The 14,962-nt window shown below is 53.7% G+C and carries 13 protein-coding genes and 1 pseudogene; 13 read left to right on the top strand and 1 reads right to left on the bottom strand.

Going from position 1 to position 14,962, the window contains the following annotated elements; translation table 11 throughout:
- The first annotated feature begins 17 nt into the window (after window positions 1-17).
- The 4 genes from VSQ83_RS25390 to VSQ83_RS25375 are packed head-to-tail and all read left to right on the top strand — an operon-like array spanning window position 18 to window position 6,598.
- Window positions 18-1,526 (top strand): efflux transporter outer membrane subunit, encoded by a 1,509-nt coding sequence (locus tag VSQ83_RS25390; protein WP_200583633.1) that lies wholly within the window; start codon window positions 18-20, stop codon window positions 1,524-1,526.
- Complete coding sequence (locus VSQ83_RS25385) at window positions 1,523-2,356, top strand: MipA/OmpV family protein (protein ID WP_096143084.1); 834 nt, start codon at window positions 1,523-1,525, stop codon at window positions 2,354-2,356. Before VSQ83_RS25390 ends, VSQ83_RS25385 begins: the two co-directional genes overlap by 4 nt.
- Window positions 2,357-2,405: 49 nt before the next feature.
- Window positions 2,406-3,515 carry an efflux RND transporter periplasmic adaptor subunit gene (locus VSQ83_RS25380; protein WP_143129371.1) on the top strand — a complete coding sequence of 370 codons (1,110 nt, stop codon included), beginning with the start codon at window positions 2,406-2,408 and terminating at the stop codon, window positions 3,513-3,515.
- Window positions 3,512-6,598, top strand: coding sequence for an efflux RND transporter permease subunit (locus tag VSQ83_RS25375; RefSeq protein WP_096143082.1), 3,087 nt, complete (start codon window positions 3,512-3,514; stop codon window positions 6,596-6,598). The genes VSQ83_RS25380 and VSQ83_RS25375 overlap by 4 nt, the downstream gene beginning before the upstream one ends.
- 1,009 nt (window positions 6,599-7,607) lie before the next feature.
- Here VSQ83_RS25375 and VSQ83_RS25370 read toward each other — a convergent pair.
- Window positions 7,608-7,796 (bottom strand): hypothetical protein, encoded by a 189-nt coding sequence (locus tag VSQ83_RS25370; protein WP_096143081.1) that lies wholly within the window; start codon window positions 7,794-7,796, stop codon window positions 7,608-7,610.
- Between the two features lie 1,068 nt (window positions 7,797-8,864).
- On the opposite strand from VSQ83_RS25370, the gene VSQ83_RS25365 reads away from it, so the two are divergent.
- The 9 genes and pseudogenes from VSQ83_RS25365 to VSQ83_RS25325 all read left to right on the top strand — a co-directional run bounded on the left by VSQ83_RS25365 (window position 8,865) and on the right by VSQ83_RS25325 (window position 14,949).
- Window positions 8,865-9,143: a hypothetical protein gene (locus VSQ83_RS25365; RefSeq protein ID WP_096143080.1), complete on the top strand. Its 279-nt coding sequence runs from the start codon at window positions 8,865-8,867 to the stop codon at window positions 9,141-9,143.
- Between the two features lie 285 nt (window positions 9,144-9,428).
- Window positions 9,429-10,184 carry a hypothetical protein gene (locus VSQ83_RS25360; protein ID WP_169990187.1) on the top strand — a complete coding sequence of 252 codons (756 nt, stop codon included), beginning with the start codon at window positions 9,429-9,431 and terminating at the stop codon, window positions 10,182-10,184.
- A gap of 109 nt (window positions 10,185-10,293) precedes the next feature.
- Entirely contained in the window at window positions 10,294-10,524 is a 231-nt protein-coding gene (locus VSQ83_RS25355) for an AlpA family transcriptional regulator (protein ID WP_070411909.1), read from the top strand.
- A 4-nt stretch (window positions 10,525-10,528) separates the two neighbouring features.
- Window positions 10,529-11,371, top strand: coding sequence for a ParA family protein (locus VSQ83_RS25350; RefSeq protein ID WP_096143079.1), 843 nt, complete (start codon window positions 10,529-10,531; stop codon window positions 11,369-11,371).
- A gap of 70 nt (window positions 11,372-11,441) precedes the next feature.
- Window positions 11,442-11,651: a hypothetical protein gene (locus tag VSQ83_RS25345; RefSeq protein ID WP_096143078.1), complete on the top strand. Its 210-nt coding sequence runs from the start codon at window positions 11,442-11,444 to the stop codon at window positions 11,649-11,651.
- Between the two features lie 14 nt (window positions 11,652-11,665).
- Window positions 11,666-12,502: pseudogene (locus VSQ83_RS25340) on the top strand (ParB family protein); the annotation flags it as partial.
- Window positions 12,503-12,692: 190 nt separating this feature from the next.
- Window positions 12,693-13,667 (top strand): copper resistance protein B, encoded by a 975-nt coding sequence (locus VSQ83_RS25335; protein WP_047303452.1) that lies wholly within the window; start codon window positions 12,693-12,695, stop codon window positions 13,665-13,667.
- Between the two features lie 9 nt (window positions 13,668-13,676).
- Window positions 13,677-14,492: a c-type cytochrome gene (locus tag VSQ83_RS25330; RefSeq protein WP_080963950.1), complete on the top strand. Its 816-nt coding sequence runs from the start codon at window positions 13,677-13,679 to the stop codon at window positions 14,490-14,492.
- Complete coding sequence (locus VSQ83_RS25325; protein ID WP_326427862.1) at window positions 14,482-14,949, top strand: DUF411 domain-containing protein; 468 nt, start codon at window positions 14,482-14,484, stop codon at window positions 14,947-14,949. Before VSQ83_RS25330 ends, VSQ83_RS25325 begins: the two co-directional genes overlap by 11 nt.
- The last annotated feature ends 13 nt before the right edge of the window (window positions 14,950-14,962 follow it).

The following is a 14,962-nucleotide window of genomic DNA, read 5'->3' as shown; positions in this document are numbered from 1 at the left end:
CTCCAAGATAACAGCGAATGGTTGAGTTGATGGCTACTTTCTTACCAACAGAGAATCAGACCGGTTTCTTCCGACGCAGTGTGATACTGGTATTCGGGGTGCTGCTCCCTGTAGTCATCAGTCTATCTGCTTGTTCACTGGCACCAACGTACCAGCGACCTGAAGCACCGATTCCAGCACGATTTGACAGCTCGACTGTTCCCACTTCGAAGGTTCCGGAAGGACGATCGGAGCCGCTCTCTCCCCAGGAACACCTTTTTCTTACGGCGTTTTCGACAAGCGATGATCTTGTCCCGCTCGTCGAACGTGCTTTGGCTAACAATCGTGACTTTAAAGTCGCAACGCTCCAGGTCGAACAAGCACGCGCGCTAAATCGAATTGATCGTGCACAGCAGTTACCCAGCGTGAACGCCTCAGTCCAACGCTTCCGGCAGAAATTCAATGATCCCAGCCTCGACGCTCGCTACGGACAGAAATTGAGTGCTGCGACCATTGGTACATCGGATTTCGAGCTGGATTTCTTTGGCAGGGTTCGCAGTCTTTCCGACGCATCCAGGCATCGGTATCTGGCCAGTGCTCAAGGACAACGCGCGTTTCGCGGTGCTCTGATTTCAGAAGTTCTACGTGCCTATGTCATTGACCGCGCAGCAGCGGCTCAAGCGCAACAACTGCAAAACGCATATCTCGATACGCTGACCCTGCTCAATCTGGCCAAACGCCAACAAGACGTTGGGACATTATCTGAAGATGAAGTGAACCTGCAACGCAGCGACACCGAACACTCACACACAACCATGCAGCAGGCTCAAACCGACGCGGCTGCCGCACGAAATGCGCTGCAGTTGCTGACTGGCTACGCCGGCGCGTCCCCTGCGGGCAAGGTCGAAGAATTGGCCAACCCGAATGAGTCGCTCGACTGGTTGAATTCTTTGCCCTCTGAGGTACTGCTTGAACGTCCCGACATCCTTCAGGCAGAGGAGCAGCTACGGGCCTCCAATGCTGACATCGGCGCAGCCAGAGCCGCGTTCTTTCCATCAGTTACGTTGAGTACCTCATTGGGTACTGCCAGCGATGGTCTGGGAAACCTATTCGATGCAGGTGGCCGCGTTTGGACCTTCATTCCTCAAATCACGCTGCCCATTTTCAATCATGGCCGTAACAGCGCCAATCTCGATCTGGCACAGCTACGTAAACAGGCGGCTGTGGCCGACTACGAAAGAACCGTGCAATCAGCGTTCCGAGAAGTATCCGATGTGCTCACAGCCCGCAACGCGCTGATTGAACGAGTGCGCAGCGAGCGTGGACTGGGGATCATAGAGGATGAACGTGTTCGGCGAGCGACTGCGCGCTTCGACGCAGGATGGGAGGACCAACCGCGGCTGTTGTCGGCACGCCTGCGGCTCCACCGAACCCGCATCGACGGTATTTTCGCGCAACGGGACTTAGCCCTCAATCGTATCGCCCTTTTCCACGCCTTCTATGGCGTAAGCATGAACGCTCCAGCAACGTTAGGAAAAAAATCATGAAAAAACTTTCTGCATACGCATTACGACGCTCTGTTGCCCAAGTGTTCTACGGTTCGGTGATGTCCTTGCCGCTGGCTCTTCAGGCGCAGGCTGAAACAGCTGCAATCACCGACAGCATCTTTGGGGGCGAAACTCAAGCCAGCGTCGGTGTCGGTGTTGCTGGTGGGCCCCGCTACATGGGCTCAAAGGATTACCGGAGTGTACCGGTTCCGGTTCTCTCGCTAAGCCGTGGCATTTTTTTTGTTGATACCTATCGAGGGCTAGGCTTGCAATGGCAGTCGCCTTCCGGCTTCTACATCAGTCAGTCATTTTTCTACGACGCTGGCAGGGATGATCGCAATAGCGACTTCAGACCTGGGGCTAACCGACTCTCAGGCATGGGCGAGGTCGACAGCACAGCCACCAGTATTCTGTATCTAAGTCAGCAATTGACGCCGTGGCTCTCGGTCAATGGCGAAGCTGAATTTGCGCTGGATGGCGGAGAAAGGGGCACACGCTATCGCGCCGGGCTCGAAGCGACGGTATTGAACCAGTCAAGAGACATCATTGTGCTTGGGCTTGACGTCCGAGCTGCTGATCATCGCTACAACCAGGCCTACTTCGGCGTAACTGGTCAGCAATCTCAGCAATCGAGGTTTACCTCATTTACCCCTGGAGGCGGCCTGAATCAGTACTCTCTGAACGCGAACTGGACTCATAAATTTGACGAAAACTGGTCAACGTATGTGCTGGTAACCGCATCGGAATTGGGCGGAAAAGTTGAGGACAGCCCTCTGATCGAACGCAAAGGCGCACTGAGCGCCGTTACCTCCATCAGTTATACGTTCTGACCCCGCTAGACGGCGGTCGCTTAACTATCAAACATCGGGAATACATGTCGTGATCCATGCCCCTCGCGCGCCTTTTGTACCGTTACTAATGATGTTAAGTCTAATTGCGGGATGCGGCAGTTCAACGCCGCCCCCACAAACCCCACCCCGTTCGGTGAAGGTTGAAACCGTACGTGATAGCCAGGGCAATCGCCTTCCTATCACGGGCAGGATTCGGATTGAACAACGCGCTGATCTGAGCTTTGAAGGTTCAGGCCGTATAGCCTCCATTGCCGTGGATGTCGGCGATACGGTTCGGCGCGGACAAACACTTGCACGGCTTGATCCAGAGCCTGCACAACTCAAACTACAACAGGCGCGTGCGGACGTGAGCGCCGCCAACGCGCAAAAAGCCGAACGAGAGCTGAATTTCCGCCAGCAACAAGCATTGTTTGATGATCGGGTGATCTCACCCGCGACCCTCGCCGCTGCTCGCGCAGCCTACCTGAGTGCCAAAGAGCAGTTGGACAGCGCAAAGGCTACAGAAGCGCTGGCCAGTCGAGCCGTGCGCACCAGCGCCATTGTGTCGCCATTTAATGGACGCATCGTCGCTCGTTCAGTTCAACCTTTCGTAGATGTGACAGCAGGACAAAGCGTGCTTCAGATTGAGGGCGCCGAGAAGGCTGAAGTCGTCGGCATGCTTCCTGCGGCGTTGGTCACTACACTCAAGCCAGGAGATGTCGCATCGGCCTATACAAACGCAAACCCTGCGCACGCCATCTCCATCCGATTGGAAAGCCTGTCCAGCCGCCTGGAGAATGGCGCGCTGGTTCAAGCCATATTCCGTCCAGTCGAACCAAGCAGCGAACTGCGCAGCGGCGAGACGGTGCTAATTACGTTGCCAATAACGCAAGCGCGTGCGCCTTCTGTGCCGGTGACAGCACTTATCCCGCAAACAAATAGCAAACAAGCAAGTGTCTTTGTGTACGACGCAGGCACTGGCAAGGTCAGCCGTCGCGAGATCACCCCCGAAACGGTGGAAAACGGTCGAATACTCGTACATGACGGCATTGCCGTCGGCGAAACCGTCGTGGTCGCAGGCGCTGCATTCCTGGTTGATGGTCAGGCGGTACGTCTGTATCAACCCGCCACACACATTGGCCGAGACAAAGCCTTATGAACCTGACTCGAAGCGCACTCGGCGCGAGCCGGCTGACCTTATTTACCGCACTGCTAATTTTGATAGGCGGGGTATTGACGTTTCTGCGGTTTCCCTCCCAAGAAGAGCCAACGATCACCATTCGTGACGCGCTCGTTGCAATTTATTTTCCGGGTATGCCGGCAGAGCGCATAGAAAATTTGCTCGCCAGACCGACCGAAGAAAAGTTACGTGAACTGGCGGGCATCAAAAAGATCATCACAACCGTGCGCCCCGGAAGCGCGATGATTCAGATCACTGCCTACGACCAGGTCAAAGACCTTAGTGCGCTATGGCAGCGTGTACGCGCTAAGGCGAACGAGGCAGCTGCAGGGTACCCGCAGGGCAGCCTGGGGCCGTTTGTTGATGATGATTTCGGCCGCGTGGCCGTGGCGTCCGTCGCAGTTACCGCGCCCGGCTTCAGCATGAGCGAAATACGCGAGCAACTTAAAAATACTCGTGAGCAGCTCTACGCATTGCCAGGCGTTGAACGTGTCTCTATATACGGCTTGCAAGAAGAACGCATCTACCTGGAATTTGACCGCCAGCGCCTGGCTGGCCTCGGGCTGAGTCCCAATGCTGTACTGGAGCAACTGCGTACTCAAAACGTTGTGACGCCTGGAGGACTGCCCTCTGTTTCCGGATCAGCTTTCACCGTGATGACTACCGGTGAGATGCGAACTCAGGACGACCTGCGTCGCTTTCTGATCTCCGCACCGAGGGGCAATGACACAACAGTTGTGGCGTTGGGTGAATTGGCAGACGTTCGTTTGATGCCAGCCGATCCGCCGGAAACGGCGGCAATTTATGAGGGGCAACCGGCCGTCGTACTTGCCGTTTCGATGGCATCCGGCCAGAACATCGCAGCTTTCGGCCTCCAATTACGCCAACGATTGAACGAAATCGCCAAACAACTACCGGCCGGTTTTTCCCAACACGTCGTGACCTTCCAGGCCGACGTGGTTCAGCGTGAAATGGGCAAGATGAATAGCGTGATGGCCGAGACGGTCATTATCGTGATGGCTGTGGTGATGTTGTTTCTGGGCTGGCGCACCGGGCTTGTGGTGGGGGCAATCGTGCCGCTAACCATTCTCGGGTCATTAATTGTCATGAGCGCGCTGAAGGTCGAACTGCAAACGGTGTCCATCGCAGCGATCATCATCGCCCTGGGACTTCTGGTGGATAATGGCATTGTGATTGCCGAAGACATCGAACGACGTCTTCAGGCCGGAGAGGAACGTCGCTCTGCTTGCATAGAGGCAGGGCGTACGCTAGCGATTCCCCTATTGACTTCATCTTTGGTTATTGTGTTGGCGTTTTCACCTTTTTTCCTAGGGCAGACCAGCACAAATGAGTACTTGAGATCACTTCCGATAGTGCTCGCTGTAACGCTGCTGGGGTCGTGGGTATTGAGCCTGACGGTGACACCCTTGTTATGCCTTTACTTTGCCAAAGCTCACGCCCCAGCAGACAATAATCAGGCAGCCTACGATTCAAAACTGTATCGGGGCTATCGACGCGTTATCCAAGCGCTTATGCTCCATAAACTGATGTTCATTGCCGTGATGCTGGTTATGCTGACTGGAGCCGTTGCGGTACTCGCGTCCCTCCCCTACAGTTTTTTGCCTGAATCAGATCGGCTGCAATTTCAGATGCCATTGACGCTAGAACCGGGTACCGATTCTCGTCAGACACTGCAGACCGTCAAGGACATCAGCAACTGGCTAGCGAATGACCAGGAAAATCCAGAAATTGTCGACAGCATCGGCTACGTCTCAGACGGTGGCCCACGCATCGTACTGGGATTAAATCCACCGCTGCCTGCGACGAACGCCGGCTACTTCACCATCAGTGTGCGCCAAGGCAGCGACATGGATGCGGTGATCGCTCGTGTGCGCAACCATATGCTTGAGGCGTACCCGCAAGTGCGTGCTGAGCCAAAACGATTTTCGCTGGGCACCACCGAGTCTGGAAAAGCGGTCTATCGTATCAGCGGACCGGACGAGACCGTATTACGTGCAGCGGCCGACCATATAGCTAAGGCTTTGCATGGTCTGCCAGGCACGGTCAACGTGCAGGACGATTGGGATGCTCGAATCTCACGTTACGAAGTGGTGGTTGACCAGGTGCGCGCCCGACGCGCTGGCGTGACTAGCGCCGATGTCGCTCAAGCGTTACAGACTCGATACTCAGGCGCACAGGTGTCTCAGATCCATGACGATGACACGACAGTGCCTATCATGCTGCGTGGGTCGATGACTGAGCGTGACCAAGCTGAAGACGTGGGTAGCACATTGATCTACCCGCAAGCGAACGGCTCGCCGGTTCCGCTGGCGGCTGTAGCGCAGGTGACACTCAGTTCGGAGCCCTCTGCGATTCAGCGTCGGAACTTAAACCGGACCATTACCATCTCAGGCCGTAATCCCGAACTGACGGCGGCGACCCTAGTCGCGCAGATTGCACCTAAGGTGGCAGAGTTTAAACTTCCACCTGGGTATCATATGGAAATCGGCGGGGAGATGGAGGAGTCCGCTGAGGCCAATGAGTCGTTAGTGCAATATATGCCAGTTGCCGTATTGTCGATGTTGTTACTGTTCGTCTGGCAATTCAACTCGTTCCGAAAACTGCTGATCATCGTTGCCAGTATCCCATTTGTACTGATTGGCGCCGCGCTGGCATTGGTGGTGACCGGCTATCCGTTTGGATTTATGGCCACATTTGGATTGCTGTCCTTGGCAGGGATCATTGTGAATAACGCGGTGCTGCTGCTTGAGCGAATCGAGGTGGGTGTCGCCGAAGGCCAATCCCGTCACGATGCTGTCCTGACGGCAGCAGTAGAACGGCTAAGGCCTATCTTGATGACCAAACTGACCTGCATTGTCGGACTGATCCCGTTGATGATGTTTGCCGGCCCTTTGTGGACAGGCATGGCGATCACGCTAATTGGTGGTTTGGCACTCGGCACCTTAGTTACATTAGGGTTGATCCCAGTGTTGTATGACCTGCTTTTCGCGGGCGCCATCGGGGAGCGGATCACCAACAAGGAGAAAGAACAGCACGTTTAGACATGGAAGCGTCCGACTGAGGACGCCTTCCCGGCGCTGGGCGATACCGGGCGTCGGTCGCAACCATTTTTCGATGTGACCGATGTCTCGCCGACGGGCCCAGCCTTGAGCGAGAGTACGGATGATTACCATTGGAAGTAATGCTCCGACGAAACGCCGGCGCTATTGCAACCGATCGGACGCTCTTCACGCCACTTCAGCGCAGATTGAACTGCATGAGCGGCGCTAGACGAGCTTTCCCCTCTGTCGTAGCGTTGCGTTCCATTGGGCAAAGACTGTGAAGGGAGAAATCACATGAGCACCACAAGAAAATTCGTGATGGTTTTGTCTGCCGTGGGCATTTAGGGCGGATGCGCCGTAACAACTCTGACACTCTCGCTCGCAAACCCATGAGCACGCTTGAGCAGGATCGGCAATTGGTCACCATGGGGATTTTTCGGCCATCTGTTTTGGAAACTGATGCCGAATTGGAGAAGATTTCGCCTAACAGTCCTAGAGCCCTACAACCGCTGAGACAAAAGCTTGCGGCCACTCAGCTACAGCAGAATAGACTTCAAGCAGAGGAAGCCTTACACCCGCCAGCTACAGCCACTTCGCAACCGGAAGACCAACAACAGCGCATGTGTTCTTTGAATAATAGGGCCGCCGTATATTTAGTGCCTTGCTAAAGCATTCTGCGCACAGTTCCTGCGAACGCGGGTTAGAGTGACTCACGCTGGTACGCCCTGCTAAGGCCCGAAGCCTGACCAAGTAAGTGTAGAGCTTAAACAGCTACAGTGTGTCCTACAACTCCCCACATCGCTCCAGGGCTGGATCAGGCCGATGCCGATCAATTCGCGGAGTCGAGATACTGAGTGTGGATTACCCGCTGCATTCGGATCCGATGCACGTTGACTTGTCTATCTCCGACCTGATGGCGGGCCTCTGCGACAAAAAGGCCTATCCAGCGAGACCTAGGATGTTCACCTTGCTCAGAACGATGAGCTCAAAACCGGGCGCTAATCACAGATTAATCAATATCTATTGCCTTTAGGCGATCTATTACGTTGATCAACTGCTCCACCTCGACCATAAGCTTCACGGCATCATGGGGATGGCCTGAGCGTTTAAGATTGAACGCTAGCTCAGCAAGCCGCTCGGCATACAATTCAAGCTTGCTGAGGATAAGCGAGCGCTCGAACGTGGACGTTTGGGCCATCACAGCACCTTTTTTATTATCATGGCCTCTCAAATTAGGCCGAGCCCATTAATAAACGGTCGAGTTATTGTGAATTTTTCGTTAAGACGTCAATTTTTATAAAAAAAATACTGTTCTCGCCAAAAAACACTCCAACCAATTGATTCATAATGATATATCAAAAATAGACCGAAGCAGCCGTACTAATAACTGTTGCGGCGGCATGGCGAATGGCTGCGCTGGAGCAACAGCTCTCAGGCTCAGAGAGCTGTGGATAGCCTCCACGCTATTCGAATATAGATTTCGCCTAATGAGACTGGGGTACATGCTTAAGGTCCCAGTCCGTGTCAAGCAACTAAGTGCAGACATAACGGCCAGCGATCAGTAGTCCAAGTCTTATCTGCCAAAGGGTCGCATTTGAATATCACTACAGATTGATCGACCACTCATCATCTAAGTCTCTGAATATCCGGCCATTGATAAGAAATTGATAGACTCTTCATACAATCTTGATAAATAGATGACAAGCTAGAGGCACAAGTAGTAAAAAACCGTTTTAGCGGCCACTTGCCTAATAAATAGGAGTAATCCTATTTATTAGGCAAGTGGCCGTCCGCCATAGACATTTTCTCCTTTGGGGCTATGGCGTTTTTCTCCTGCAGTTGTCGCCTTAGGCCTGGGCTGCCAAGCCCTGTCGGCAACTTTAGTGCTGGATCGTAGATTTCATGACCTAGCTAGCACCTATCAGAAGAAGGATCTTCACCTAACCCCCATTGAACGCCAGTACCGTCTACGGGCCACTCACTAGCCATGCTAGGCAGTACATCAAGCGAGCGGGTTCGTTTAAGTCAGTTGTTAGCAGGAAGCGCGTATCTTCTAAAACGAATGTGAGACCTAACGATGCATACCCGTCTACCATCCAAAAAAAAGGCCTTGGGCACGGAGATAAAGCGATGTCAGAAACGCATAGTGGTGATAGTGATACGCAGCTGCAGATCACGGCTGCGCTCTAAGCTACATAGATGGCGAGGTCCGCATTATCGTCAGTTTTCCGTTCCAGGCAGGTAGCAACGGGAAGGAGGTCGATTTATGTATGAGTCCCTACAAGTCATCGCCGCCATCGCGGCCGCCAACCAGTTTTTTGATGACTTGTGCCAGTTGGTGGACGATAGAGAAGAGCTGCCCCTTTTACGACCTCAGGTCGAAGCATATCGCTGGAAGGCCCTCAATCATGCGGGAGCGGTGAACACATATCATCAAATGCGAGGGTTCCTGTGTGGTCTGATGGTCTCCGAAATATTGGACGTTGAACAAGGCCGGCACCTGCATCAGCGCCTCGAAAATAGTTATGACGGTGGATGGAGTTGATGAGGGCTCCAGCCAGCAGGAGAGACAGCTGAGAGGTAAAAATAGTTGCGATATCGTGTCCATCCTTAGTTTTGTTTTGCGATGTCCTAACCGTCCTGTGAGGGGAACGGCTCGGCATTCTTAGAATAGCCACCCCTCACATACCGCCTGAAAAAACGCATCAGGACGACAGAAATTGTGACTTATCAGGGAATATAGGACAGCAACCGCATGGAAGCCTAGATCAAATGTTGGATCTTTAGACGTTACCTAGCGGGTCTGCCCTTTGATAACAGGGCTACCTCTATGTACGATCTCAATAGCTTCCGCTCGATTGAAAAGCTGTTCTATAGTCCCATCGAAGCAGCAATACGCTGGTGCGATCTTATTGCTCATGAGGCTCAGATTCTGGAGTCAACATGGGACAGCCCAGGGCAAATTATCCACGGTTTTCCACAATGGCCATGCTTGCACATCAACACAGAAAAAATTCTGGATGCCATTCGAAACCACGAACTACCTTACGGAGCTCTGGGAACTACGGTTGCACCAGGTACTCCCGTCGATATTAAATTACTGACTGTCAGGCATTCGGATTTAAAGCGGTGGATGTTTCACTACCATCCAGATCAGCGCCCCACCTTCCTTTTCAGCCCAGTTGCCGCCGATCAGGTTGCGATCCATTACAGCACCTACTTGATATTACAAGCAGATCGGGACGCCTTACAGGTGCAGTTAAAGGCAACCGAGAAACACCTCCAAACGCTGATCGATGAGCTCAAAGCAGCTGGGCTGGAGCGCGAGAATCTGCGCGTGCTTGCCGAAAACAAAGAGCAGGTCAGTAACCAAAGCAAAGCGAGCTACCTGAATGTAATTGGAGCGCTGGTAAATACCATACTGGGATCGTCCTCAACAGGAAGAAAGCACTCTATATTCGATAGCCAGGCTTCCATCGTCGACTCCATAACCGCGTATTACGACGGAGTACCAGGGCTGAGCAAGCGATCGTTGGATGAGAAATTTGCGGCCGCAAAACGTAGTCTCGCCCAAGCCAAAAGATGAGGGTTGCACCGCAATCACCGACGTTGCATTGCAATGACCGGCAGTGTTTTTTGGTATTGAATCCAGGTCACTTCCCACCCAACGCCATCTGGCTCTAGGAGTGACCACCATGTCCCATCAATCCTCCCCCACCGTTGCTGCGACGCCAAAACAAATCGAACGTCATATCATGCGGCGCGACGAGGTAGAGCGTAAAACCGGTTTCAAGCGTGCCCACATCTACAACTTGATGAAGGAAGGTAAATTTCCTCAGGCTAGACGCATTGGCATGCGTGCGGTCGGCTGGGACTCGCTGGAGATTGAGCAGTGGGTCGTTGAACGCTTAGATAAACTGGCCTGATGCCATGCGTGTGATTTCGGTGGTCTCCACCAAAGGTGGGGTAGGCAAAACCACAATAGCCGCCAACCTTGGCGGTCTATTGGCAGATGCGGGTCTGCGTGTTCTGCTACTCGATCTGGATAGCCAACCCACCCTCTCCAGCTATTACGCCTTGAGTCAGAAGGCTGATGTGGGTGCGTACGAGTTCATCGCATTCAACTTAACAACCCCTGCGCAGTTCATTTCCAAGACAGTGATTACAGGACTTGACCTGATCCTATCCAACGATGACCAAGGCCGACTTGGCTCACTGTTAATACACGCCCCGGATGGACGGCTGCGGCTGCGCAATCTGTTAAGTATATTGCGCCCCCATTATGACCTGCTGTTGATCGACACGCAGGGTGCACGCAGCGTCCTGCTGGAGGTGGCCCTATTAGCCTCCGATCTCGCCCTTTCCCCTATCACTCCGGAAATGCTCGCGGCCCGCGAACTGCGCCGCGGTACCTTGAAGCTGCTCAGTGAGCTCGAACCGTTTAGTCACCTGGGCATTTCGCCGCCACCCTTGCGGCTATTGCTTAACCAAGTGAACGCCAATCGGGTAGACAGCCGGATGATCATCAATGGCCTGCGTGAAAGCTTCGCTAAGGTGACCAACATCTCAGTTCTAGACACCGTAGTTCCAGACCGAGTGGCTTATCTCAATGCCGCCTCCCTTGGTCTACCAGCCCACCGTATCGAGACTCGCCAGTCACGTGAACGACGCTCGTCCTCAGCATTGGAAACCATGCAAGCGCTGGCTATTGAGTTGTTTCCGGAATGGCGCGAAGCGATTTCTAGGTTGAGTAGATACGCAGAGGTTCGATAAGGCGAATTCCGAAGACGGTATTTTGTTTGTTCAACCTTGAGGCCAACAGCGTTTGGCGAGGAGTCTTTGGATGTTGGATCAGTTTCCCATCATCGTTCAGCCATCCATTCGGCAAGATCATCCACCTAGTGAAGAGTACTGCACTGTGGTCTTTCGCCTGCAGCGTGGGCGCTCGGCCATGGGTTGGTTTCTCGCGAAACTGTCTCGGTATTTCGAAGGTTCGGGAACAGCCGAGATCGTTAAGTTTGAGGTCGGTGACCATTTGCGTAACCGGCGTTAACTGAGGCTGTTCAAATGAAGAAGCTCAGTCAGGAGGAGATCACCGACAAACTGCACCAGGACCATTTTCCTCGGGGTCCAGAACTGGAGCGACTATCCGATCCAGTCATCGACACCCCTATGCTGGTCACGCTGGAGCAGTTGCGGCCCTACGAGCACAACCCACGCTTCATCCGCAATCCGCTTTATGACGATATAAAAGCCTCGATCCGTGAACGCGGGCTGGATCAACCACCGCCGATTACCCGCCGCCCGGGTGAAACCTATTTCATCATCCGCAACGGCGGTAATACGCGATTGGCGATTCTCGGCGAGCTGTGGCAGGAAACCCGCGACGAGCGCTTCTTTCGCATTCATTGCCTGTTCCGGCCCTGGAGCAATGAAGTCACCACCCTACTCGGCCATCTGGCCGAAAGCGATCTGCACGGCCAACTCACTTTCATCGAACGTGCTCTGGCAGTAGCCAAACTCAAAACCATGCTCGAATCAGATGGAGCAACGCTCTCGCAACGCGAGCTGGCGCGACGTCTTGCCGCTGGGGGCTACCCCATTTCACAGTCACACATCAGCCGGATGCTCGACACCCTCGAATACCTACTGCCCGCCATCCCACATACCCTGTATGCCGGATTGGGTAAACCCAAAATTGAACGCGTGATCGCTCTGCGTAGCCAGGCTGAACAAACCTGGAATCGTTATCCGACTGACGCCATTGCGTTCCCCGAGTTTTGGCTCGACACCCTGGGCCAATTTGATGCCGACCCCGAGTCCTTTGATCTTGAGCGAGTCCAAGATGAACTGCTCGAACGCATGAGCCGCTTACTCGGACAGTCCCTAAATCGTAAATCGCTGGTCGGTTGCCTCTTTGCCGTCGGCTTGATGGGTGGACTCTCGTCCGTGGCGCTGGCAGTCGAAGATAGTAGTGTTCATTCACCTGCTACTCCTGCGGAAGCAACGAGCAAGCCTGCAACTGCGACAAACGAATCAAAGCCCGATCACGGATCAATGGATCACAGCAAGATGAGCCATGAGTCGATGGATCATGACCAAAAAACCAAAAAGGCAGATTGAGATCATGACCAGTAAGTTTTTATGCCCAACGTTGATAGCACTGGCAGTCTCTACCAGTCCTGCTTTCTTTGTCGTGGTTCACGCCGCTGAAGAGATGGATCACTCCAAGATGGACCACGGCTCAATGGGAGCTATGGACCATAGCAAGATGGCGGCAATGGATCACAGCAAGATGAATATGGATGACGGGCAAATGGACGGAATGGAAAGTATGGATGGAGGGGCGACTGCGACCAGTCGAACCCCAGTCCCCGTACTTACCGACGCCGACCGTGCAGCCGCCTTTCCAGATGTCGCTGGTCATGGTGTCCACGACAAAAAACTCAACTCCTTCATGCTACTGGATAAATTTGAGTACCAGGATGCTGACAACGGTAGTGCATTGGCCTGGGATGCAAAAGGATGGATCGGCGGTGACGTTGATCGACTGTGGTTGCGCTCGGAAGGCGAACGTACCAATGGCGTGACGGAGAGCGCTGAATTATCCGCGCTCTGGGGGCACTCCATCGGACCATGGTGGGACGTCGTCACCGGTGTACGACAAGATTTCAAACCAGGGTCTCCTCAAACCTGGGCCGCACTTGGCATTCAGGGCATGGCCCTCTATAACTTCGAGGCCGAAGCGACTGCCTACATCGGTGAGAACGGTCAAACCGCTGCTCGATTGGAAGGCGACTATGACATTCTGCTGACCAATCGCCTGATCTTGCAGCCGACGGCCGAAGCCAATTTTTACGGAAAAAATGATCCTCAGCGCGGCATTGGGTCTGGATTGGCAAACACCGAAGTAGGGCTCCGATTGCGTTATGAGATTGTTCGCCAATTTGCCCCTTACATCGGGGTTAGCTGGAGCCGCTCCTACGGCAATACGGCAGACCTGGCCAGCGATGAAGGGGAGGATGCGAACGAGGCGCGATTTGTCGCCGGTATTCGGATGTGGTTTTAAGAGCCTGACATGAAAAGAACATTGAAAACATTGACTGCTGCCGGGGTGGTTGCCGCAATAACAGGTGCCGGCGTGGTTTATTTTGGTGTGATCAATGTTGGGGCGGATGAACCACATTCCGATCCCGTTTTAGCCCTACTTTCCACCGCTCGGGACCGCTCGATCGAAGTGCGCTCACGCGACATTAAAGTCCCCGACCTGAGCGAAGAAGCTCTCATCCGCGCAGGTGCTGGCAACTACAACTCTATGTGCATCGGTTGCCATCTGGCTCCGGGTATTGCAGGAACCGAGTTAAGCAATAGCCTTTACCCTGCACCTCCAAATCTTTCAAAACTGGGCGTTGATGGAAACCCTGCCGCAGCTTTCTGGATCATCAAGCATGGAATCAAATCCACAGGCATGCCCGCTTGGGGTAAAAGCATGGCCGATCCCTACATATGGGGAATGGTCGCTTTTCTCCAGCAATTGCCTTCATTGGATGCAGAGCAATACAAAGCTCTAGCAACCAGCAGCGGTGGTCATCAACACGGTGGCGGCGAGAGCAAAATGCATAACCATGAAGGCCAGCATGAGGGCCAAAAAGGGGCTATCGCGGGGCATCATGATGCGGGTGCAGCCGAAGAGATAGCCGAGGCAGGCGACCATCATGGCGAGAAAAACAGCGCTCATGCCCATGAGGCGGCCGCAGCGCCTTCTCAGGATGAAAGTACCGAACACGCCCATCCTCAAGCTGTGGAGGCTTCACATGACGCCCCTGCAACTCCGGCCACTCAGCCAAAAACTCATACCCACGCTGATGGGAAGGAACATACCCATGCGAAATAACTTTCTTCGTCCCGGTCGGGCACTTCGCCTCGCTGCATTTGCGGCTCTGTTTATCAGTTCAACTGGTCATGCAGCAGAGTCGTTGACGATCGACGTCCATCGTGACGCTAACTGTGGATGCTGCAAGAAGTGGATCAAGCACCTTGAAGCTAACGGCTTCACCGTCGTTGATCATGTAGAAACCAACATGAGCGCGGTCAAGCAGGATCTCGGTGTTGCTCCACGACTCTCGTCCTGCCACACAGCAATGATCAATGGAAAGTTTGTTGAAGGTCACGTGCCCGCCGAGCAAATCATTGCGATAAGCAAACGTGATGACCTGCTTGGGATTGCCGTTCCAGGCATGCCGGCCGGCTCCCCAGGAATGGAAGTGGACGGGAAACATGACGCTTATAAGGTCATCGGCTTGTCCAAAGCAGGCGCAGACCAGGTCATTGCTGAATACCCCGGAAAATAATCTAGCCCCTCAA

Source organism: Pseudomonas sp. DSV-1, assembly GCF_035830915.1.
GTDB lineage: Bacteria > Pseudomonadota > Gammaproteobacteria > Pseudomonadales > Pseudomonadaceae > Aquipseudomonas.
Note: the sequence above shows the minus strand (reverse complement) of the source record. Positions and strands in the feature narration are given on the sequence as shown.

Coding starts and splice junctions, on each gene's coding strand:
- VSQ83_RS25370 (WP_096143081.1), bottom strand. CDS start 7,796: ATGGCCCAAACGTCCACGTTCGAGCGCTCGCTTATCCTCAGCAAGCTT.
- VSQ83_RS25365 (WP_096143080.1), top strand. CDS start 8,865: ATGTATGAGTCCCTACAAGTCATCGCCGCCATCGCGGCCGCCAACCAG.
- VSQ83_RS25350 (WP_096143079.1), top strand. CDS start 10,529: ATGCGTGTGATTTCGGTGGTCTCCACCAAAGGTGGGGTAGGCAAAACC.
- VSQ83_RS25360 (WP_169990187.1), top strand. CDS start 9,429: ATGTACGATCTCAATAGCTTCCGCTCGATTGAAAAGCTGTTCTATAGT.
- VSQ83_RS25325 (WP_326427862.1), top strand. CDS start 14,482: ATGCGAAATAACTTTCTTCGTCCCGGTCGGGCACTTCGCCTCGCTGCA.
- VSQ83_RS25345 (WP_096143078.1), top strand. CDS start 11,442: ATGTTGGATCAGTTTCCCATCATCGTTCAGCCATCCATTCGGCAAGAT.
- VSQ83_RS25335 (WP_047303452.1), top strand. CDS start 12,693: ATGACCAAAAAACCAAAAAGGCAGATTGAGATCATGACCAGTAAGTTT.
- VSQ83_RS25385 (WP_096143084.1), top strand. CDS start 1,523: ATGAAAAAACTTTCTGCATACGCATTACGACGCTCTGTTGCCCAAGTG.
- VSQ83_RS25330 (WP_080963950.1), top strand. CDS start 13,677: ATGAAAAGAACATTGAAAACATTGACTGCTGCCGGGGTGGTTGCCGCA.
- VSQ83_RS25375 (WP_096143082.1), top strand. CDS start 3,512: ATGAACCTGACTCGAAGCGCACTCGGCGCGAGCCGGCTGACCTTATTT.
- VSQ83_RS25355 (WP_070411909.1), top strand. CDS start 10,294: ATGTCCCATCAATCCTCCCCCACCGTTGCTGCGACGCCAAAACAAATC.
- VSQ83_RS25390 (WP_200583633.1), top strand. CDS start 18: ATGGTTGAGTTGATGGCTACTTTCTTACCAACAGAGAATCAGACCGGT.